The 21,817-nt window shown below is 50.5% G+C and carries 22 protein-coding genes; 1 reads left to right on the forward strand and 21 read right to left on the reverse strand.

What is annotated here, in order from left to right; translation table 11 throughout:
* Positions 1 to 28: 28 nt before the first annotated feature.
* The 10 genes from recO to DD597_RS09670 form a co-directional block, all read right to left on the reverse strand.
* Positions 29 to 736, reverse strand: a complete 708-nt coding sequence (gene recO / locus DD597_RS09630) for a DNA repair protein RecO (protein WP_003860708.1) — start codon at positions 734 to 736, stop codon at positions 29 to 31.
* Positions 737 to 753: 17 nt separating this feature from the next.
* The gene (gene era, locus DD597_RS09635) at positions 754 to 1,659 is read right to left on the reverse strand and encodes a GTPase Era (protein WP_003860709.1); all 906 of its coding nucleotides are present in this window, start codon (positions 1,657 to 1,659) and stop codon (positions 754 to 756) included.
* Positions 1,656 to 2,336, reverse strand: a complete 681-nt coding sequence (rnc, locus tag DD597_RS09640) for a ribonuclease III (protein WP_003860711.1) — start codon at positions 2,334 to 2,336, stop codon at positions 1,656 to 1,658. Before rnc ends, era begins: the two co-directional genes overlap by 4 nt.
* A 223-nt stretch (positions 2,337 to 2,559) precedes the next feature.
* On the reverse strand, positions 2,560 to 3,534 hold the full coding sequence (gene lepB / locus DD597_RS09645) for a signal peptidase I (RefSeq protein ID WP_003860712.1): 975 nt from the start codon (positions 3,532 to 3,534) through the stop codon (positions 2,560 to 2,562).
* Positions 3,535 to 3,549: 15 nt separating this feature from the next.
* Positions 3,550 to 5,355 (reverse strand): translation elongation factor 4, encoded by a 1,806-nt coding sequence (gene lepA / locus DD597_RS09650; RefSeq protein WP_003860714.1) that lies wholly within the window; start codon positions 5,353 to 5,355, stop codon positions 3,550 to 3,552.
* 237 nt (positions 5,356 to 5,592) lie between these two features.
* The gene (locus DD597_RS24845) at positions 5,593 to 5,733 is read right to left on the reverse strand and encodes a hypothetical protein (RefSeq protein WP_164474130.1); all 141 of its coding nucleotides are present in this window, start codon (positions 5,731 to 5,733) and stop codon (positions 5,593 to 5,595) included.
* 595 nt (positions 5,734 to 6,328) lie between these two features.
* The gene (locus tag DD597_RS09655; protein ID WP_129256126.1) at positions 6,329 to 7,261 is read right to left on the reverse strand and encodes an RNA-guided endonuclease TnpB family protein; all 933 of its coding nucleotides are present in this window, start codon (positions 7,259 to 7,261) and stop codon (positions 6,329 to 6,331) included.
* Positions 7,262 to 7,406: 145 nt separating this feature from the next.
* Positions 7,407 to 9,131: a FliC/FljB family flagellin gene (locus DD597_RS09660; protein WP_129256127.1), complete on the reverse strand. Its 1,725-nt coding sequence runs from the start codon at positions 9,129 to 9,131 to the stop codon at positions 7,407 to 7,409.
* A gap of 758 nt (positions 9,132 to 9,889) precedes the next feature.
* Entirely contained in the window at positions 9,890 to 10,312 is a 423-nt protein-coding gene (locus DD597_RS09665) for a hypothetical protein (RefSeq protein ID WP_006811569.1), read from the reverse strand.
* 116 nt (positions 10,313 to 10,428) lie between these two features.
* Positions 10,429 to 10,977 (reverse strand): recombinase family protein, encoded by a 549-nt coding sequence (locus DD597_RS09670; protein ID WP_032655680.1) that lies wholly within the window; start codon positions 10,975 to 10,977, stop codon positions 10,429 to 10,431.
* Between the two features lie 34 nt (positions 10,978 to 11,011).
* Here DD597_RS09670 and DD597_RS25115 point away from each other — a divergent pair, with 34 nt between their 5' ends.
* Positions 11,012 to 11,884: a hypothetical protein gene (locus DD597_RS25115; RefSeq protein ID WP_234863320.1), complete on the forward strand. Its 873-nt coding sequence runs from the start codon at positions 11,012 to 11,014 to the stop codon at positions 11,882 to 11,884.
* Here the strand turns inward: DD597_RS25115 and DD597_RS09680 are convergent.
* The 11 genes from DD597_RS09680 to DD597_RS09730 all read right to left on the reverse strand — a co-directional run bounded on the left by DD597_RS09680 (position 11,850) and on the right by DD597_RS09730 (position 21,803).
* Entirely contained in the window at positions 11,850 to 13,166 is a 1,317-nt protein-coding gene (locus DD597_RS09680; protein WP_032654520.1) for a hypothetical protein, read from the reverse strand. The two genes, DD597_RS25115 and DD597_RS09680, sit on opposite strands and share 35 nt — an antisense overlap.
* A 59-nt stretch (positions 13,167 to 13,225) precedes the next feature.
* A complete protein-coding gene (locus tag DD597_RS09685; RefSeq protein WP_032654522.1) occupies positions 13,226 to 13,459 on the reverse strand; it encodes a hypothetical protein in 234 nt (77 codons plus the stop codon).
* A gap of 107 nt (positions 13,460 to 13,566) precedes the next feature.
* Complete coding sequence (locus tag DD597_RS09690; protein ID WP_022651030.1) at positions 13,567 to 14,238, reverse strand: hypothetical protein; 672 nt, start codon at positions 14,236 to 14,238, stop codon at positions 13,567 to 13,569.
* Entirely contained in the window at positions 14,239 to 14,553 is a 315-nt protein-coding gene (locus tag DD597_RS09695; protein WP_017382568.1) for a hypothetical protein, read from the reverse strand. It lies immediately after the preceding gene.
* A 43-nt stretch (positions 14,554 to 14,596) separates the two neighbouring features.
* Positions 14,597 to 18,142, reverse strand: coding sequence for a host specificity protein J (locus DD597_RS09700; RefSeq protein WP_129256128.1), 3,546 nt, complete (start codon positions 18,140 to 18,142; stop codon positions 14,597 to 14,599).
* A 52-nt stretch (positions 18,143 to 18,194) separates the two neighbouring features.
* Positions 18,195 to 18,824, reverse strand: coding sequence for a tail assembly protein (locus tag DD597_RS09705; RefSeq protein WP_129256129.1), 630 nt, complete (start codon positions 18,822 to 18,824; stop codon positions 18,195 to 18,197).
* A 78-nt stretch (positions 18,825 to 18,902) separates the two neighbouring features.
* Complete coding sequence (locus tag DD597_RS09710; protein ID WP_069595784.1) at positions 18,903 to 19,400, reverse strand: type II toxin-antitoxin system death-on-curing family toxin; 498 nt, start codon at positions 19,398 to 19,400, stop codon at positions 18,903 to 18,905.
* Between the two features lie 10 nt (positions 19,401 to 19,410).
* Positions 19,411 to 19,590, reverse strand: a complete 180-nt coding sequence (locus tag DD597_RS09715; protein WP_025759425.1) for a hypothetical protein — start codon at positions 19,588 to 19,590, stop codon at positions 19,411 to 19,413.
* Positions 19,591 to 19,982: 392 nt separating this feature from the next.
* A complete protein-coding gene (locus DD597_RS09720) occupies positions 19,983 to 20,702 on the reverse strand; it encodes a C40 family peptidase (RefSeq protein ID WP_110875358.1) in 720 nt (239 codons plus the stop codon).
* A 1-nt stretch (position 20,703) separates the two neighbouring features.
* The gene (locus tag DD597_RS09725) at positions 20,704 to 21,459 is read right to left on the reverse strand and encodes a phage minor tail protein L (protein ID WP_129256130.1); all 756 of its coding nucleotides are present in this window, start codon (positions 21,457 to 21,459) and stop codon (positions 20,704 to 20,706) included.
* Positions 21,456 to 21,803 (reverse strand): phage tail protein, encoded by a 348-nt coding sequence (locus DD597_RS09730; protein WP_015570921.1) that lies wholly within the window; start codon positions 21,801 to 21,803, stop codon positions 21,456 to 21,458. Before DD597_RS09730 ends, DD597_RS09725 begins: the two co-directional genes overlap by 4 nt.
* Positions 21,804 to 21,817 lie beyond the last annotated feature (14 nt).

The following is a 21,817-nucleotide window of genomic DNA, read 5'->3' on the forward strand; positions in this document are numbered from 1 at the left end:
GGAGAGGGCTGGGGTGAGGGGTAAAACATTAGCGTTTCGGCATAAACTGCCTGAATAATTCGCGGCTCTTTAAAGGTTTGCCCCCAAGATACGGCTTGAGCGCAATTCGGGTAAAGCGTTTTGCCGCACGCAGGGTGTCGGCGTCCGGGAACTCGCGTTCATACAGTGCTCTGAGCTGGCGCCCGGTAAAGGTGCTGTTATCGACGACGACACTGGCAATAAAGCCCTTTTCCTCACGATAGCGATAGGTCATGGTATCTTCTACCTCGTCCCCACTCCCCGCGCAGTGCAGAAAATCAACACCGTATCCAAGGTGACCGAGCAGCGCCAGCTCGAAACGACGCAGCACAGGCTCAGGAGTGCCGGTTGCGCCAGCGAGCGACTGGATACAGTGCAGGTAATCAAAGAAAAGTTCAGAGAAGCGGGTCTCATGTTCAAGCACCCGTGAGATGAGTTCGTTGACGTACAAACCGCTGTAGAGCGTGATACCAGAAAGAGGAAGCGCGAGGGAAACGGCTTCAGCACTGCGCAGGGTTTTGACTTCCCCTCGCCCGCCAAAGCGGACCAGCAGTGGGGTGAAAGGCTGCAAGGCACCTTTGAGATTAGAACGTCTGGATCGTGCGCCTTTGGCAACAAGGCGCACGCGACCGGACTCTTCCGTGAAGACGTCCAGCATCAGGCTGGTTTCGCTCCAGGGACGACTATGCAGGACAAAGGCGCGCTGCCATCCATCCATATGCTCGTCGTCTTAGGTTACTGATCTTCGCCGTAACCGAGGCTGCGCAGCGCACGCTCATCATCGGCCCAGCCAGATTTCACTTTCACCCACAGTTCCAGGTGAACCGGTGCTTCAAACATGTCCTGCATGTCTTTACGGGCTTCGATTCCGATAGTTTTGATCTTGGCGCCTTTATTACCGATCACCATCTTCTTCTGCCCTTCACGCTCAACGAGGATCAGACCGTTAATATCGTAACCGCCGCGCTCGTTGCTCTGGAAACGCTCGATCTCCACCGTCACAGAGTACGGCAGTTCAGCGCCCAGGAAACGCATCAGCTTCTCACGGATGATTTCAGACGCCATAAAACGCTGAGAGCGATCGGTGATGTAGTCTTCAGGGAAGTGATGAGTCGCTTCCGGCAGATGCTTGCGCACGATGCCCGCGATGGTATCAACGTTCAGACCCGTCTCCGCAGACAGCGGGACGATGTCCAGGAAGTTCATCTGGCTGCCCAGCCATTGCAGGTGCGGCAGCAGATCGGCTTTTTCCTGCACATTGTCCACTTTATTGACCGCAAGGATCACCGGCGTTTTGCCGTCGCGCAGCTTGTTCAGGACCATTTCGTCGTCCGGCGTCCAGCGGGTGCCTTCCACAACGAAAATCACCAGCTCTACGTCGCCAATGGAGCTGCTCGCCGCCTTGTTCATCAGACGGTTGATGGCGCGCTTCTCTTCCATGTGCAGGCCCGGGGTATCGACGTAAATCGCCTGATACGCGCCTTCAGTATGGATACCGACGATGCGGTGACGCGTGGTCTGCGCCTTACGCGAGGTGATAGAAATCTTCTGCCCAAGCAGATTATTCAGCAGGGTGGATTTGCCAACGTTCGGACGTCCGACGATGGCAATAAATCCGCAATAGGTTTTGTCGATGCTCATTCCAGCTCCAGCATTTTTAACGCCTGTTCGGCGGCAGCCTGTTCAGCCTTACGACGACTTGAACCCGTGCCGACCACCGGTTCACTCAGGCCACTGACCTGGCAATGGATGGTAAATTCCTGATCGTGCGCTTCGCCACGTACCTGCACCACCAGATAGGATGGCAGCGGCAGATGACGACCCTGCAAATATTCTTGCAGACGCGTTTTAGGATCTTTTTGTTTATCGCCCGGGCTGATTTCGTCCAGGCGGGTCTGATACCAGTTCAGGATCAGCTTTTCTACGGTCTGTATATCGCTGTCCAGGAACACGCCACCGATCAATGCCTCGACCGTATCGGCAAGGATGGATTCACGACGGAAACCACCACTTTTCAGCTCACCTGGCCCCAGACGCAGACATTCACCCAGCTCAAACTCGCGTGCGATTTCAGCGAGGGTATTGCCGCGCACCAGCGTGGCGCGCATGCGGCTCATATCACCTTCGTCCACACGCGGAAAACGATGATAAAGCGCATTTGCAATCACGAAACTTAAAATAGAGTCGCCTAAAAACTCAAGACGCTCATTATGTTTGCTGCTGGCACTGCGATGGGTTAATGCCTGTTGCAACAACTCCTGATGATGAAAAGTGTAGCCCAGCTTCCGTTGAAGCCGATTAATTACGATGGGGTTCATGCGATACCAATAAATGAATGCGTCAAAAATGCAGCACACGAAACCGACCTGAGAAAACCAACGCGGTTTCGTGTGCCGTGGCACCTTTGCAGGGCCAACCTTAAACTTCGGGGGAATATTCTATACACAACGACAGGGGATGTCGTTAGTTCAAAGAGATTTATCGCTGAAATAATTCACGTAGCGGCGAATAAAAGCCGCTACGTGTTATTTTTGACGAAAATTAATGAATTCCGCCAATACGATTCAGGCGAACGCCGGTCGGCCACTCGCCTTCCTGCTTCTCAAAACTCATCCAGATAGCGGTTGCTTTACCGACCAGATTCGCTTCCGGCACAAAGCCCCAGTAACGGCTGTCCGCAGAGTTATCGCGGTTGTCACCCATCATGAAGTAATGTCCCGGCGGCACAATCCAGGTCGCCAGCTGTTGGCCTGGCTGCTGGTAGTACATTGCCAGTTGATCCTGTGCGATTGGCACGGTCAGAATGCGGTGAGTGACATCGCCCAGCGTCTCTTTCCGTTCAACCAGACGAATACCGTTCTCTTTGGTTTCACCTTTTGGCACCTGGAAGAATCCGCTGGTCGCTTCACCGCCGTTACGGCGGGCAAAGGTCTGCACAAAATCACTTGGCTCAACGTTGGAGTAAGTGACTGGCAGCGCATTTTCACATGCAGTTCCAGAGCTACAGCCTGGCTGAATGGTCACCTCTTTCGCCACCGGATCGTAGGTCACTTTATCGCCCGGCAGACCTACCGCGCGTTTAATATAATCCAGCCGTGGATCTTCCGGATATTTAAACACCACGATGTCGCCACGTTTCGGATGACCCGTTTCGATCAGCGTTTTCTGGTAGATCGGATCTTTGATGCCATAGGCAAACTTCTCAACCAGAATGAAATCACCGATCAGCAGCGTTGGCATCATCGATCCTGACGGGATCTGGAACGGTTCATAGATAAAAGAACGCACCACCAGCACAATCGCCAGCACCGGGAATACCGATGCCCCTGTTTCCAGCCAGCCCGGTTTTGGGCCGACTTTTTTCAGGGTTTTCGCGTCCAGCGCATCGCCCGTGGCTGCCTGCGCGGCAGCCTGACGTTCACGGCGTTTTGGGGCGAAGATAAACTTATCCAGGCACCACAACAGACCTGTCACCAGGGTAGCGATGACCAGGATCAGGGCAAACATGTTCGCCATGCCAACTCCTTAAGGTTATTTACCGTTACCGTCTTTACCAACATGAAGGATGGCAAGGAATGCTTCCTGCGGCAGCTCAACGTTACCGACCTGCTTCATACGCTTCTTACCTTCTTTCTGCTTCTGCAACAGCTTTTTCTTACGGCTGACGTCGCCGCCATAGCACTTAGCCAGAACGTTTTTACGCAGCTGCTTCACGGTTGAACGGGCAATGATGTGGTTACCAATGGCCGCCTGAATCGCAATGTCAAACTGCTGACGCGGGATGAGATCTTTCATCTTCTCAACCAGCTCACGACCACGGTACGGTGCGTTATCGTTGTGGGTGATCAGCGCCAGGGCATCAACACGCTCGCCGTTGATCAGTACATCCACGCGAACCATGTTCGAGGCCTGGAAGCGTTTGAAGTTGTAGTCCAGCGACGCATAGCCACGGGAGGTAGACTTCAGACGGTCGAAGAAGTCGAGCACTACTTCCGCCATCGGAATTTCATAGGTCAGCGCCACCTGGTTACCGTGGTAAACCATGTTGGTCTGCACGCCACGCTTCTCAATACACAGGGTGATCACGTTGCCGAGGAACTCCTGCGGCAGCAGCATGTGACACTCTGCGATAGGCTCGCGCAGTTCCTGAATATTATTCAGCGGCGGGAGCTTGGACGGGCTGTCGACGTAGATCACCTCTTTCGACGTGGTTTCTACTTCGTAGACAACCGTCGGGGCGGTGGTGATCAGATCCAGATCGTATTCACGCTCCAGACGTTCCTGAATGATCTCCATGTGCAGCAGACCGAGGAAGCCACAGCGGAAGCCGAAGCCCAGCGCCGTTGAGCTTTCTGGCTCGTAGAACAGGGAGGCATCGTTGAGGCTCAGCTTTCCGAGCGCATCGCGGAAGTTTTCGTAATCGTCAGAGCTGACCGGGAACAGACCCGCATAAACCTGCGGTTTCACCTTTTTGAAGCCTGGCAGCGCTTTATCTGCCGGGTTACGTGCACCGGTCAGGGTATCACCCACCGGCGCGCCGAGGATGTCTTTAATGGCACAGACCAGCCAGCCCACTTCGCCGCATTTCAGCTCGGTACGGTCAACCTGTTTTGGCGTGAAGATGCCCAGACGGTCAGCGTTGTAGACCTGGCCGGTGCTCATGACCTTGATTTTGTCGCCTTTACGCATGGTGCCGTTTTTAATACGCACCAGCGAAACAACGCCGAGGTAGTTATCAAACCAGGAGTCGATGATCAGCGCCTGTAGCGGCGCATCCGGGTCACCTTCCGGCGGCGGAATATCACGCACCAGACGTTCCAGTACATCCGGAACGCCGACGCCGGTTTTCGCCGAGCAGCGCACTGCATCGGTCGCATCAATACCGACGATGTCTTCAATCTCTTCCGCTACGCGCTCAGGATCGGCGGCTGGCAGGTCGATTTTATTCAGAACCGGCACCACTTCGAGATCCATTTCCATGGCGGTGTAGCAGTTTGCCAGCGTCTGGGCCTCTACGCCCTGTCCGGCATCCACCACCAGCAGCGCGCCTTCGCAGGCCGCCAGCGAGCGTGACACTTCATAAGAGAAGTCAACGTGCCCTGGGGTGTCGATAAAGTTCAGCTGATAGGTTTCACCATCGGAAGCTTTATAGTCGAGCGTCACGCTCTGCGCTTTGATGGTAATACCGCGTTCGCGTTCCAGGTCCATGGAGTCCAGAACCTGGGCTGCCATTTCACGATCAGACAGGCCACCGCAAATCTGGATAATACGGTCAGACAGCGTCGACTTACCGTGGTCAATGTGAGCAATGATGGAGAAATTTCTTATGTTCTTCATATGTATGGATTTATTTACTCGCTATGCGGATTAAATCTTCTTGATGGACACAGCGGTGGACACTCCACAGTAACTACCCCATCAACGACTGGCATGCATATTACACTGTAGCGCCCAAATCGTCAGCATACGATCTCCTGTTCATTGAGTGATAACGAGTGCCTACAGTTAAGCAATGTAAATTAAATTGTTGGGCAGTCATCATCACCCAGCGCGCGGTTGATGAAGAACGTCACTCTACCAAGCCCTCCCCCCTTCCAGAGCAGCACCTTCGATCGCTTCGCCATCATCTGTCATGAGTGACAGCCCCATCAGATTGGCAAACTGTGTGTGGCAGTCGCACAGAATCAACAACACATCACCTGGCGTCTTCTTCATTACAGGTTCGATTACCGCAAAGCCTTTATCAGTTTCGAAGCTCGCTCTGCAACTCTTACTATCGCCCCATCACCGGCCAGTCGCCGCCCGTTTTGCATACGACAGGCGGAAGTTTACTTTACTCGTTCTATTAAGAATATTGCGTGTATTACTCAGCTTTTTTATCTTCTTTTTCTGCCTCATAAATTGCTCCTATACTTCAATTTCCACTCATTGTTCCGTAGACAGCCAATAGAGCAGTCAAGTAATCCTATTTTGTAAACAAGCTTGGTAACCTGAGTCTGTCGCTGACCCAGTAAGTTTAAGCCTATTTTCAAGAATCACTGAGGGGCGGTACTAGTTGAGATACCGAGTAGTTAATAAATTACGTTTTGAGTTAGCTTTTAACTTCCACAACTGAAAACTCGCAAATCCATTTCAACATACTTATATACTTCTACTTGTAAAGTATTGGACCAGACGTTGACATTCTCAATAACAATCAAGAGATTCTTGCTTCAACGGAAGTTGAATTAACCTTCCTCCACAAGCAGAAACGACATGCCCTGCCGCTTAAAATTCATCACATAGTACAACATCATCACGGAAAAAACCGTTACAAGAGTTTACTCTCCCGGCGAATAATTTCACCACCCAGCCACTCTTGTTTGTATATCAACTGCCTGACAAATTCGTATCTCATACTCAGAGTGTTATCGTTCTTGGCAGATACAGAATCCATCAAGTTCACAACCTCAACAACTGCGTGATTTTTACAAATTGCCGTGGTTGCTTTATGGATATTATCAAGTCTTATCCTTGCTGCCTTTGATCTCACTCGATCAATTTTACCTTTGGTTTTTAGCCAATTTTTGCTGTATTTCTTTCTTCTCGTCAGTGTCTTATTGAGACGGATTAACTTTTTCTTTTCTTCCGCTTGGTAAGTGTTATCACCGCCAACCCCAGATGACAGATGAACGCTATTCACATTATTAAGTACAATTGTAGTTTTGATATCAGAGGGGTGTATTGGATCAGGAACTGTTTGCTCTGTATTAAAACTGATATACCATTTTCCCTGATTAAAGGAAATAGTTGCATTTTTTAAATCACCAATGATTTCACGGCTCTTGCGATACTTTACCCAGCCGACTTTAGGGAGAGATACCAGTTTTTTTTCTTGATCTACTCTAACCCTTTGGCATGGTATACGGAAAGAATCATGCCGACCTTTCTTTTTAAACTTTGGATATTGTGATTTGCCGGTGAAAAAGTTTCTGAATGCTCTGTCTAAATCTCTTAATGATTGCTGTAAACACTGAGATGGAGCTTCTTTCAACCAAGAAAGGCTCTCTTCATTCTTCCATTCCACTAATTCAGAAGCCAGCTGATTGTAGCCTATGAATTTTTTACCCGAACGGTAATTCTCATTAAGAAGAGCAAGGCCTTTGTTGTAAACAAAACGACAGGAACCAGCAAAGGCCAAAAAGTCAGATAACTGACCTTTGTTTGGTTCAAGCAAAAATTTGAATGCCTGTTTTTTAATCACAACTGGACCTGTGTAAACGGAGCGAAACTGGTGAAATGCTAAATCATCGTGCGAGCTTTGATTAAAGGATTTGACTACTTTTAACGACCTTATTCAGCCAATAAAAAAGCCCCACATATATGGGGCTTTGACACTTAATATGAAATTAGCCTTGCAGCAGAGACAGAACCTGCTGAGGAACCTGGTTAGCTTTGGACAGCACGGAGTTACCAGCCTGCTGAATGATCTGCGCTTTGGACATATTCGACACTTCAGTCGCATAGTCGGCATCCTGAATACGGGACTGCGCTTCAGACAGGTTAGTGGTAGTGTTGTTAAGGTTGGTCACAGCAGAGCTCAGACGGTTCTGTACTGCACCCAGAGAAGAACGGAACTTATCGATAGAGGCAATAGCATCGTCCAGCGCTTTCAGTGGGTCAGCAGTGGTTGCTGCTTTAGTTGCTGCATCTGTGGTGAATTTCCCATCTTCCTGTACATATACAGCCTTACCGGAATTGTTAGTAATGGAGCCGTCTTTCTGCAGGAAAATCTCAGTTTCATTCTTGGCAGCTAACGTACCGTCAGTCTGAGTGTAAGCTTGATTACCACCAATTGTAACTTTGCCAGTATTAGCTGCTACTGTCGTTGTGCCAGTTGTGAAACCAGTCGTTTTGGTAGCAGACTGCATAGCTTCAGCGCTGATTCGGGCACCAGTAACTACAATTGCACCACTCTGACCAGCAACAGTTGCACCCGCTAATTTGATTTCAGTCTTATCTTCGGTCGTAATGGTGACTGGAACTGCCGCCGCAGGAGTAGTTGTGTTTTGAGTAAGAGCATCAAGAGTTGCAGGCTTAATACCAGCACCAGCACTGTTCTGAGTCAGGTTGCCATCAATACCAATGAAAAGCTTGGAACCATCTTTCGCAGTGATTTTACCATCGCTTGACAGAACAACATCTACAGATGTTGCACCAATCTTAACGTTCAGATTAGCGGTATCACCTGCTTTAGGAGTCAGGATAGATTGTAACTTGGCGCTATTACTTGGAGTTGTTGCGTCACCAGCTGCAATAGTAGCATTGAATGTAAAATCATTAGTATCTTTATGATACGTATAGTTATTACCAGTAACAGCGTCGAAACCACTGGTAATATTAGCATTAACTACGGCAGTATCACCTAAGCCAGCAAACACGTCAGCTACGGTAGATTCGTTCAATCCCGCGCTTACTGTATACTTAGTTACGCCATTAGCATCTGCAGCAGGAGCAGCGATAGAACCGCCAGCAGCTGTTGTAGTGAGCTGAGCAGCTGTCAAATCAGCTTTAGTTGCTGCCTTATTAGCTACTGAACCTTCACCATTAACGTTAAAGCCAGTCAGGTTCAGAGTAGACGAGTCAATTTTTTTCAGGTCGATAGTGATGGTCTGGCCATCGTTCGCGCCAACCTGAATTTTCATGGAGCCGTCTTTAGCCAGCACGTTCACACCGTTGAACTGAGTCTGACCGGAAACGCGGTCAATTTCGTCCAGACGGGATTTGATTTCGTCCTGGATGGAGTCCAGATCAGACTGGGAGTTAGTACCTGTAGAAGACTGAACGGTAAGTTCACGGATACGCTGTAAGTTGTTGTTGATTTCAGACAGTGCGCCTTCAGTGGTCTGCGCAACGGAGATACCGTCGTTGGCGTTACGCGCAGCCTGAGTCAGACCTTTAATGTTAGAGGTGAAGCGGTTGGCAATCGCCTGGCCAGCAGCGTCATCTTTTGCACTATTGATACGCAGGCCGGATGACAGACGCTCAATGGCTGTTGACATCGCAGACTGGTTCTTGTTGATGTTGTTCTGAGTGATCAGCGAGAGGCTGTTGGTATTGATGACTTGTGCCATGATAGTAATTCCTATTTGACTGAACTTAAATTAAGTTTACGGCTTCCACCATTTGGCTCCTGCGCCGCTATGTTCACTATCGGCAAAGTATTCTGGACCTTTAGAAGAAAAAGTGAAAACCGTCCCCATCTGCTTTCAGGCCCCAAGCGAAACAGAACTGTATGCTTGTGATAATTTCGTTTTAACGCCCTTCAACCCGCCATAATAAAGCCATATAATTCAATATGTTGAGCATCGTAAATAAACTATCTCGTTTGACAAACTGGCTACCTCTTATAAACCTCTAATCTCTTCATTTCTCAGCACTCAACAAGCGAGCATAACCCGATGCTCCGATGGTAAGACCTATCCAAGGCGCAAATGCTTAGCTATCTCATCGGATGGCACCTTGTTTTATCTGTCTTTTTTAGTAGGTGTATGTAAGATGGTTTTACATTACAGTCATTCTCTGTCTAATACATGATCAGGAGATTTGTTCAGTGGATGTTTCCGCCCGTTTTGTTATACTATTAAATCTTGCATGCGCTGCTTTATTATTTACTCTACTCAATGCCAGGTTTGATTTATTCTGATCAGGATCTCATTTTACTTACTCGAAATCCCTCCTAAGATTCATGCATGTACATATCTTACATCCAATCGAGTAGTAAATCGAAAATCATCAGGGAGAATAATGACTTGATAAAGGACGTGATCATTGACCATCGTCCTAACTTTCCATAAACAGGTGGGTATTTAGTGTATGAACCCTCGTCCAACTAGTTCCTTCCGATTACCCTTAAAGCACTTTTCATGGTGATGTTTTTTCTTGTTACATATTTGGATGCTTGTTTTAAGGCATTATTCATTGCTATTACAGTCACAGGCCTAGCTAACCCTTTAACTCGATTTGATCTACTCTGGAAAACATAAATATCAGAAGGATTGCAATCCTTTCTGTACGCAATTAACTTAGAAAGCAATAAATTTAATCTAATTGTTCGTGGCTCAAATTTTGGAGTTCCAGCCAAGTGCAGCATGTCATCTTCGATATCGGAATATCTAATAGTAATCACCCTGCTGCCTTCAGCACGGAGAGAAAACAATGTTAACCATAAGTCTGCCCATGTTGATGATATTTTAGACAATTCAAAGTGAATAGCCCTAAACTCTTCAGGTGTAATAGAATCTGTTTTTGCCATGAATACCCCCAAAGCTCAACCCAACCGCTTACCAAAATTTCAACAACTTTATTACATTATTTCAATACTTTATTACGAAAATTGGATTAAATGTTCAATATTTTTTTCCTCTCCCCCTACCGCGCCGGAAATTTTTTATACAAGGTGCACACCGCAACGTCGTAAATAATCGCCACCTGCTTTCTGTCCATTCCGTTTGCGATCAGCCTGCCAGCCTGCGCCCATTGCTCAGGGGTTAACTTCGGCCTTCTGCCGCCTATGCGCCCTTTCTCCCGGGCTGCCGCCAGTCCTGCCCGGGTGCGTTCCACGATTAACTCCCTCTCCATCTCGGCCAGGGCTGACATGATGTGGAAGATGAAACGACCCATTGGGCTGGAAGTGTCGATGCTGTCCGTAAGGCTTTTGAAGTGGATGCCGCGCTGCCGTAGTTCGTCCACCAGCAATACTAGGTTCCGCATGCTTCGCCCGAGGCGATCCAGCTTCCAAACAACCAGCGTATCTCCCTCATTCAGCGTTCGTAGAAGCTTTTTAAGCGCTGGCCGGTTCGCTACCGTCCCGCTCATTTTTTCCTCAAAAACCTGTTCACATCCTGCACGTTCGAGAGCTTGTCGCTGGAGATCCGTTTTTTGGTCATTTGTTGACACCCTTACGTAGCCAATTTGCATATTTTTCACCCAATATTTTCTGCAAAAAAATCCGGTGAACTTATCGGCATGGCTGCCGCAGGGCAATCTATATAACGTCGGTTTGGTAGACAGCAATGGTGTCATCCCATTAGAACTGGGAGGAACAGGTGCAAAGACTGCCAGTTCTGCACTCTCAAACCTTGGCGCGCTAGGCTTGAGCGGAGGTACATTAACGAATGCTCTGAATATCGCAGGTATCGCTGGCAACCCTTACGCTTTTACCGTTGAAGGACTTTCAACGGTGGGTAGTGTATGGGCTCATACGGTGATGGTTAACGGTACTCCTCGCTTCAGGGCAGGTGTTGCAGGCATTGGTGGTGCCGTCTCTTACCAAATCGCAGGAAGAAATAATGGCACCGATGCATTCTCAACAATGCTGTCTGTGAAGCCAGGCTCAGTTGTTTACACTTCTGAAAATACCACTAAATCCTCCGATGGCACGCTGAAAGCAGCTTCGCCGGTGGCCAGAATCGTGAAATCTCAGAACGAGAATCAGCGCACCGATATTGATGAAAATGATTTTATCTGGTGCGGCTGCGGTACGGCTAACACAGAGGCAGAGGGCGTATCCATTTCTCGGCTCGACACAGGGGTTTACGAACTCACTGGTTCGGCTGGCCTGGCGTCTGAAGGATGGCAGTTACTACCGCCAATGGACCCAGGTGGCATGGGAGAGCTTGGGATTGTTGAAGCAGAGCAGACAGTAAGCGGTGGGCTGACTATCCGCCTGTTCAAGCGAAAATACATGCTGAGTGATGACGGAGAGATTGTCAAAACGAAAGGGGAACCGATGGACGTGCCGGTGAACAGTTGGATCGATGTACGCCTGGATATGCCCACTGATTCACACTTTAACCGGCGGATGAATCAGGAGCCTCAGGAATAGCGGCACGCTGATTCCAGATGCTGCTCTGCGGCATTTCCACACGGACGGACACAAACTGATCGCCGGGAATGTCGACAGGATCACCATCACTTACGCCGTCTATTTCGTTCCTGGAAAATGCTGGCGCATCAGGGTGTGTGCGGTGATAGGTTTTTACCAGCACCGAGCCATCCGCGTTAACCTCATAATCCAGCCAGATAAGCGGCTGCCTGTTGCGATCGGTTGGGATGTCAAAACCACCATCGATGCCGCCCCATGCTGCGTCTGAGTTCAGCCCCTGGCAACCTTCAACCAGATATTGGCCTGTGGCCAGACGCGTTACAGTGCAGCCCTCAGATTCATCGTTAGTCTGGTATGTTCCATCTGAAAATACTTTGATCACCGGTGATGCAACTTTAAGCGTTCCATCACTGGCTTTCGTGGCGTTCTGCGTCGAATAAAGGGTGTGCGTCGTTGAGAACCCGACGTTAGTATTGCCCTGAATTGTACCGTTGCCCTGACGATACTTCAGTCCCTGAGAGGTTGACGCAAGCTGCCACGACACATAGCCACCACCTGACGGATCATGCCACCCACGTAGCGTTAGCATACCCGTGTATGTATCTACTCCGCTTCCTCCTCCCCACGCATTACCACCGGACTGAATCCCGAAGGTCATGCCGAGAGGATATTGGGCTATAGAGTCATAAGAGGCGAGACTGCGGTAATCCCGATGAACCTGGGTCATGACAGCAGCTCCGTTCAGATACGCGGAACCTGGGGAAAACTGACTTTCAACGTCTCGTGTAGCGCTGTTTCCCAAACCGAGGTTTGTGCGAGCGTCAGCGGCATTCGTTGCTCCGGTCCCGCCGTCAGAAACTCCAACCGCCCCATTGCTGCCTTTCTGAGCCAGTTTACCGATGCCTGGGATGGTTACGGCGGTGCCGTTGATGGTAACGGTGATGTTCTGGTTTGCTGAGGTGGTGGCGAACGTCTCCCACGCGCCGATGTTCTCGTCATACTCTTTGATGAGCTGAGACATGCTCTGCGCCAGGCCGTCGACCGAGAGACTATCAGTAACCAGAATGCCGTACTTCTGGCCGCTCAACGCCGGAGACGCGGCGGGTGTAATCGTCAGTGACGTCGCACTGTTGATGGCCGTGATCTGAAACATCTGTACCGGGTTAGAAAGAACAAACAACGTCTGGCCAATCCGAATCTGGCTGCCCGGTGCCGTCCAGTTCGTGCCGGTGCCGGTTGCGGTGTTTCCGTTAATGGCGATGGTGCCAGTGTTATAAAGCATATTTTCTCCAGGCAATAAAAAACCCCGCCGGAGCGGGGTTTGTTTTGAGACAGAATGAGTTATTGGCAGGTGGTGCTGATGAATGTGTTGGCGCTCACCCAGGTCCAGTTAAAGGGATAACCGGCGCGGTACTGTGTCTGATTGTTTTGTTTACGGACTCCGTAGATCTGGACGCTGCTTTCCTGTCCGCCGACCAGGGCTGTTCCGGTGCATACGGGTTGCTGCTTCTCAATAACGCCAGCGCAACCGGAGAGCAATACCGCTACCGCCAGGCAAAGAATCATATTTTTCATAGTGGTTATATCCCAGGGCATTCATGAAGCTACACAATAACAATATGAATCAATGGGATATAATTGATTTGGTAGATCAATTATTCGAAATTGATCGTTCAAAACGATCAATCATAGTTGGCGCAGTTGATGGCCATAATCACATTCCTCAGATTCGAATACGTAACGTTCTGAAGGTTACCGCCGGGGGTTGTCTGCGGCCTGGCGAATATCCGCGTATTGCTTCCCTCAAGTTTTGCCATGCTCTTGTATATGGCCGAGTAGGGCTGCGGTTGACCGCCAGCCGATACAACCCCGGTAATTAGTCCCAGCATGGCAGGCATGCAGGCCCACTTCCCCGCCAGAGTTGTATTGATGTTGTATCCTGAGCTGGCATCCACCCCGGCGGTACCGAGGGTGACAACATCGCTCAGCGTGCGCGTTTCGTTTGTTAAAATCAGCGTCCCTGATGCATCCCACACAGCCAGCCCGTAGTCTGGCTTTGTCTGCGGGAAAATAGAGAAAAAATAAACGTACGCTGTGCCGGTTGCATTCGGTCTGAGAAAATCAATCGTGATGGTGTTCCCGCTTATCGTCTGAGTTATTTCGACCTCAACCGTGCAATGAACGAAGGCGACAACAGGCTGACCTGCGGGGAATGTGTGCGTCACTTTGGTATTGAACCCCGATGTTCCCTGAAGTGCCGCTGTCTTTCGCGCCTGAAGAGCGATTGGCGAGCTGTTAGCGGTCACCCATACTTCCCCGCTCGTGGTCGTCAGTAAAACGCCATACTCCGCCATTTATGCCCTCTCGATCTGGAAAATGAGATAAGCCGCTGCCGCAGGCTCAGTCCCTGCTGAGTAGTCGGTATCGCCTGCTGCTGACACTGTTGCTGTTCCCCCCGAAATGGTGATCTTCCTCCGACTCGTACCAAACTGATCGCCGTTCATGCTCTGAAAATAGGTCAGCCTACAACCCGGTGGAAGCGCTACGGTGTAAGAGCCTGTTTTCTGGTTCTGGGCCAGCTGGAGATAGCCACAAACGCTGACAGGCTTAACGCCATAGTTGTTTACCTTGCCTGAGGCGTCCCATGTCTGAACTCCATATTCCGCCATCCAGTCCTCCTGAAAAAAAAGAGGCCCCGTAAGAGGCCTCCCGTTACCATGTTCCCGTGATTCTCCCGATCTGCACCCTCAACACATTCCTGGAGTCCCGCACGCTGATTGTCTGGTTTGTCTGTTTCATGGCCCCCTCACCAGCTGTCGAACCGTAGTTCTCAAACGTACCGCCCTTATCCAGCCTCCACCCGACTGAGCCAGCAACATAGTTATTGGACTGGATGTAGTTGCCGATCTTGGCGTTGCTGATGGTGCCATCACCTATCAGCGCGTCTCTGATGAACACCTGCCCGTTCTGAATAACGAACGGAAGCGTAACGGTCGCTCCGGCCTGGTGAGTAACAGCGAAGCGGTCAGCCAGGAAGATAACCTGCGACTGCATGCCGGACGGCGTATTCTCTACACCGATCCCCATCCCTGCGGCGTAGTACTGGCCATTGCTGGATAACCCGACCTTGATGCTGTACATCGCCTTCAGATCCCCGTTAACGTTCGCGATGGCCTGAGCGTTAGTGGTAATGGCTGACGTATGCCCGTTGATGGTCGCTGTGATGCCGTTTATCTGCGTGGCCGTGGCCTGCTGGTAATCGGAAAACGTCTGGTTCAGGCTGTTGATGGATGCCTTGTTGCCGTTCACGTCAGTTTGCAAACTCAGCAGCGAACGCGCCGTTGCCTCCTTCTCGTTGACGATCACCTCATCAATGCGGTCCAGCTGCGCGCTGTTACCGGCGACCGATGCCGACAGCGTTTTGCGCGCGGCCACCTGCGCCAGATTGCCCTGAATAATCGCGATGGCGGAGTTCTTCACTCCCCCCGCCATGCCGTCCACAGACACGTTGATGCTATCGATACGCTGACCCAGTGCGGTATCGGCCGTCGCCACTGTCTGCTCAAGCTCGTTCAGAGAAGAAGACACATCTCCGACCTTGCTCGACAGGTTTGTAACGTTGGTCTGAACCTTTCCGATATCCTGGGCATTTTGGGCAATTTTCTGCGCCTGTTGCTCCAGTTCGTCGTTGGCCTGTTTGATGTCGTTAGCCATGCCAGCAATTTTTTCATTGCTGTCCACCGCGTTCTCGATCAGGTCTTTGAACGTATCGGAGCCTTTCATGTCCTCCAGGATTGCATCGGTGATGTCGGATACATCGATGCTGGCCTGCCCGCGCACAAAGTCTGTATACCCTGATTCGTTTCCGCTGCGGTCCACCAGCTGCGCGCGGTACCAGAAAATTTGCCCTGCCTTTAGGCCCATCTGCTGATACTTGCGCTGCGGAAAGGGTACGTCTGCCAGCAGCATCACATCGTCTTCCGTCCCGGTCAGGCTGTACTGAATTTCCGTCTTCAGTGTGTCGTCGGTATTCGCGGGGAATCCCCAGCTCAGCTCAATACCGAATACCACGTTTTCAGAAGCGATGAAGCCGACCGGCTTCGGTGGATTGCCCACTTTCCCCGTCAGCGTTTTCTCTTCTGAATAGCCCCATCCGGACGAGATTTCTGCGGCATTGATTGCGCGCACGCGCACCAGGTAGCGCCCTGCATAAATCCCGGGGACGTCGAATGACGTGGTGGAGCTGCGCGGCACGTTAACCCAGTTCCCGTCGTTGCGGCGCCATTGCGCTTCATAGGCGATAGCGTTCTGCGCCTGGTCCCAGCTCACGCGCATCGTTTCGACGCTGATATTTTGCTGTACCACAGAAAACGAGCTGATCACGATGTTCGCAGTCGGCGACTGGTTGCCCGGCGGGATCACGCTCACCGGCCGCTGGTCAATGATGGCTCCCGTATCAATCCGATCGAATTTATCCGGATCGTGATTTGCACCGACGATTGTGAACGTGCCGTCATTATTATCAGTTACCGTAATAACGCGATACTGCTGTGCGTAGAGCTCATCAGACTCAATGACCCATACGGCCTCAGCCACAGGCGTTTCGCTGTAAGCAGTCGTAACGGTTACTTTATTGCCCCTTATCGACTGGATGGTGCGTGACTGCGAAACCCCTGATGGCAGATTGACAATCATCCTGTCGCCCGAAGATGCATCCGGTGCCCTGTCCAGCGTCAAAACACGACCATTCACCGCAGAAACACGGCCGCCAAGGTCACGTCCGGAAAGATTTCGGTCGGCTACAGCAATTACATAGCCAGGCTGTGGAATGTTACCGTCTTCCCCTACATTGAAAGTAACAACGCGATCTTTGTTATTGGTGAGGATCCCCCATCGCCCCTTTCGGTTCGCCTCCGATTGCCGGGTACAACCAATAGCTGTTATCTCAAGTTGATTAAATCCATAACGCGAAACCAGCGCCTGTTCAAAAACAGGTTCCATCGCATCAGAATAGGCGTTATCAGGATCAGACCAGGATACGAGCGCATTGGTATAACGGTTCTTTGTGGTGCTGCTGGAATAGGTAAACCGGCCATCGATAACGTTCGCGTGAGTGTATGTAAAATCAACATCCCTCGGCATGTCCGCCAGCGCAACAATCTGGTCGTCGCCCCAGTAGGTCATCCCGCGGAAGATAGCAGCAAAATCACGCAGGACCGTATAAGCGTCGTTGCGTTCCTGAATGTATACGTTGCAGGTATAACGTGGTTCGGTGCCACTTCCGCCTTTGCCATCCGGCACCATCTGATCGCAATACTGTGCAACCTGGTAAAGTGCCCATTTGTCTATGTTCGCTGTTGTGAGACGATCCCCAAGCCCGAAACGGTCGCTAACCACCAGGTCGTAGAATATCCACGCGGGGTTATCTGTCCAGGCCCATTTGAATGTCCCAAGCCACGTACCGCTATAAGTTCTTGTTTCCGGATCGTAAGTATCCGGTACGCGGATGACACGACCACGTGGTTCACAGGCAATTTGTGGAATAGAGCCATTGAACTGGCTGGAATCAAACTCGATGTACAACAGAGCTGTGTTTGGATAGCGCATTTTGGCATCGATGACCTCTGTATAACTTTGGAGCGTCATCGTGTCGCCAATTTTGGCACTGTTTGCGTCAGCGGTAATTTTGCGCAGTCTGATGGTCCAGGTGCTGCCAGCTTTCGGTAAATCGATGCGATGGCTGCGCTCATAACCGGATGTGGTTTTCCCGGTCACATTAGTATCAAGGACCTTTTGCCAGCTACCACCGTCCGTCTGAAGCTCCACCACATAGTTGATGGAATACCCTACCAAATCCCCATTATCCTGCTGTTTGAAAAGAGATGGCCACTTCAGGCGCAGGCGAACCGCCGAAAGCTGCGTATTGGTGAAGGTATGCGTCCAGGCTGTTTCGCTGGATACTTCGGTACCTACGCTGATTTCATTTTCTGTGCCAGGTATCCCCTGAATGTAATCCTGAGCCTGCGTCCCTGGGCGAAACTCCCACACGACACCGCTGAAGTTCTCGGAACCATCAGCATTTTGTAAAGGTGTGCCGTCAAGATAGATATCCTTCGCGGTCAGTCCACCAGCAAACTCCCCTTCACCGAGAACCATCAGTATTTTCGCTTTCGCAACGGACTGGAGATCATCGGGCTGCTCGACAGGGGTGCGGGAACTCGAACTGCCGCCTTTACGTCCGGTAATTGTTTTAGCCATATCGCGCCCATAAAAAAAGCCACCCGAAGGTGGCCTGATTGTCAAATATTTGTTATTGCTGGTCTTCTACGTAAATCCCGGCAGAGGCAACAGCGCCGCCGATTCGCCGTTTACCATAGAGAATGGGGACAGGGTTTCCCTGAGAGGTTGTGTTCGTCACGCCACCAAATGCATAGCTGGCGCGGTTATCTGCTGATTGCTTGCTGGCTAGCCCGGTAGTCTGGGGAGAAAGCATCTGGACTACGCCGCCGATCGCCATTGATGCCCCAATCCCCGCCACAGCTCCCCATCCACCAGCAAAAGCAGTCCCACCAATCCCGATCGCGGCCCCTCCCGTGACGAACGCAGCAACAGCGACAAGGGCAACCCCGAGGATTGTCTGAAAAACCCCGGCTCGCTTACTGCCGATGATCACCGGCGCGATACGGATTTCCTCTGTGCTCCTGTCCATACTGAGCTCATCGTTTAAGAGGTTTCGTTTCCCGCTGAATACCGCATAAGTTAAACCTCGTTGCTTACTGGTATTCAGGAAACGCTCAAAACCCGGCACGATAACGCTCAGGGCGCGTATAGCCTCTTTTGGTGAAGCTACAGATAAACGATATTCACGCCCGAAGGTGGCGCCAAGAACACCATAAAGCCGGACGGTTCTGAGTGGTTCTTTATCGAGTGAAATTGCCATATTTACTCCATAAAAAAACCCGCCGAAGCGGGTTATATTATTCAGTATTAGTCAGCAAAAAACCGCCTCTCAGCGGATTCATTTGTTCGATATGATTCGGATGTAGTGTGAGGTTGCCACGAGAGCCTGTAGCGAATTTCCGCCAGTTGCACATAACGTTCTGGAATCGTACTCTCGAGACCAGTGACACAACCAATTTTCCAGGTCATCCACTGAATAATCCTTACGAGCCAAACCCTCAGCGATGGTTACGACCTCATCACTGGGTGCTGTAAGCTCATATCCATTCAGCAACAGGAATACGTAACCAGCCATCATGGCAGTGCGTTTGTTTGCATTTGCGAATGGATGATTCTGGATCAGGCTTTCAATTAGAACAGCAGACAGACGAAACATATCGTCTGTCTGCTCATAATATCGAATGGTACTTGGTCGTGACTGTGAAGAACTGAGGTTATTCGGATTCAGGACGCCTATTGGTTCATTTGGCGTCTGAGTCTCGATCAGAGACCTGTTGATGTAAACGATATCGTCAATGGAAAGATAATTGACTCCTTCAACATACTCTATCGTCATCCGTTTCTACTCAGACCTTTGAAAGTTCTTCCATCGCCTTCTCGTAACGAGCAAACCCAAACTCAAAGGCGTTTTTAACTTGACCAGTATGTGAACATGTTTCGCTGATCGCTGCACGAGGTTTCGCCACCGTGGATTTGTCACGAGGCGGAATGTACAAGCGATCTGCCTTTTTTAATGCGTGACCCATGATTATCACCCTCATGCACGTTTGGCAGTGCTTTCTCAAATTATAGGATGTAAACACATCCAAAGATTTCATGACCACTTCAAGTGGTTGAGGACAATTTAATACCATTCGTCATATTTGAGCAATGGGCCCATGTCTGAAGATAGATGCAAGTTCGACGAACTTTATCGCGGCCACTTTGCAAGTTAACCGCATTTTCGCAGAATTTACCCCTCAGGTAATAGTAAACTATTGCCACGTTCTCAGGAGATAGGCGGTGCCTATGAGCCGTCCTGAGTTTTCAAGAATGCCATAAATAGCACTTTTTGCACAAAATGTATGGCTTGGTTGGAATGCAGAACAACAAAGATTGCTGTAGTATTTCGCCCCCTCTGAATGGGGGTGCTCAGATTTTAACCGCACCCTAATAAAATTTTATGTCTGAGTATCTTCATGGTCCTTTCCATCCAGTAACCGCCATAAGGTACGCGCTGGCTCAGATGTCCATAAAGGTGATGCAGTAGCATGTTGCCTTCCAGCAGAATCCCCGCATGATTCCACTTATCAGCCTGAACCTGCATGATCACCATATCGCCAGGTTTTGGCGGCCCGTCGAATTCACGGAATCCGCACTCATACCAGCAATCCTGATAGAAGTTGTCCGGATAGTCGTTTTCCCACCAAGGATAATCGACCCGGTAATCGTGAAGCTCTATCCCGTGCGTTTGCCGGTAATAGCTCATCACCAGCCCCCAGCAGTCGAAGTGACCAAGCACAAACGGGCGCTCCAGCAGGGGCAGTTCTCCACGCGGCTGGATGGTCCGTAAATCCCCCTCCGGCCAGCTCACGATATGCCAGGGTAAAAGCGTTGCGTCGCATTGCGCTTTATCCAGTTCGCTCGGCTGCGTCGTGGCGTCAGGGTGGCTGTGAGCGATGGCGATCACCGTACCCCAGTCCTCAGCAGCTGCGTAATCTTCAGGGCAGAGGACAAAATTTCCCTCCGGCGCCGCGGCAAGATTCCGGCACGGGAAATAACGTTCAACACGACTTTTTTGCGCCACCACACCACAGCACTCACGAGGATATTCAGCGGCAGCGTGCGCCATAATCGCATCAATGGTTTTCTGGCGCATATCAACTCCTAATCAACGACGTGCCCGGGAATCCACCGAACGGCAGTTCGTTGCCGTCTCCATGCCGGAGCTTACAGGCCGTAAGCGTGCCGGGGCATTCATCCAGCGACGGATCGCTCACCGGGTTGTTGTTTTTATCGAAATAGCGGGTACCGGCATAGTCGCAGCCGTCGCCGGTGCGGTACTTATTGCGCATGCACCAAGTGCACAGGGAATGAAGCTGGCGTGTGGGGATCATCTTACCCTGCAACGACATCGGGCTATCGAGTACGAATTCGATACTTTCGCCCGGAATTTCGCTGCTTTTGCCATCGATGTAAAAAACTCGTTTTCTGACCTGTTGCGGATCAGCTGTTGCGTTACCAGCGAGGAAGTTCTTCGCATCTAGATAATGTGAATAAGTGTCATGGATAGTAACTTTGGCCTGTAGCATATCGTCATAAGCAAGGCACAGCGCTGTAATCTTGCTATCGATATCTGCAACCGTGAGCGTTGGCTGGGCGCTGTTTCCGTCTGTGGAGGCTTCAAGCCCTTCAATTTGATACGGCCAGGCGGCATATTCTTCCCCCTGCCACCAGATACTTTTCGCCTTCAGCTTTGATTCATCGCCACCAGCGGCTGCGATTTCTTCTTCTGTGTGCGGGAAGTTGTACGCGTGAAATCGCAGTACATCATCCACGCCGAACGTAGAACCATCAACTTCGATAAGCCGGACTTTATTACCGGGCTCAAGGCTTTGATAGTCTGCTGTGATCATGGTGCGTACGCCTGTTTGAATGTTGCGGAAATGGTCAGAACGTTGCTGGATAAGGGCTGTGACTTGATTGATTCGGCCTCAATCCGGTAGAGCCCAGTTTCGCCAACTGGCGATGTCCAGATGAATGACTTTATAACGTGAGAACGAAAGAATTTAAGAGCCTGGAGCATGTCCGTTTTTTTGCCCGTTAGGGTTACAGGCCATGACTGCTTTTCAGGGTTGATGCCTTCCCCTGCAATCTGCTCATAGCCATCGCCAAAGGTTGCAGAGCGGGTTTTATGGCTAAACGTTCCTTCCATTCCCGCCTGTATCTGCGTTCGCCAGGTAAACGTTTCCAGTGCCATGTTTGCTCCATAAA

Origin of the sequence: Enterobacter cloacae complex sp. 677-3DZ2D5B, assembly GCF_004136695.1 — a bacterium.
In the GTDB taxonomy this organism is placed as follows: domain Bacteria; phylum Pseudomonadota; class Gammaproteobacteria; order Enterobacterales; family Enterobacteriaceae; genus Enterobacter; species Enterobacter hormaechei_C.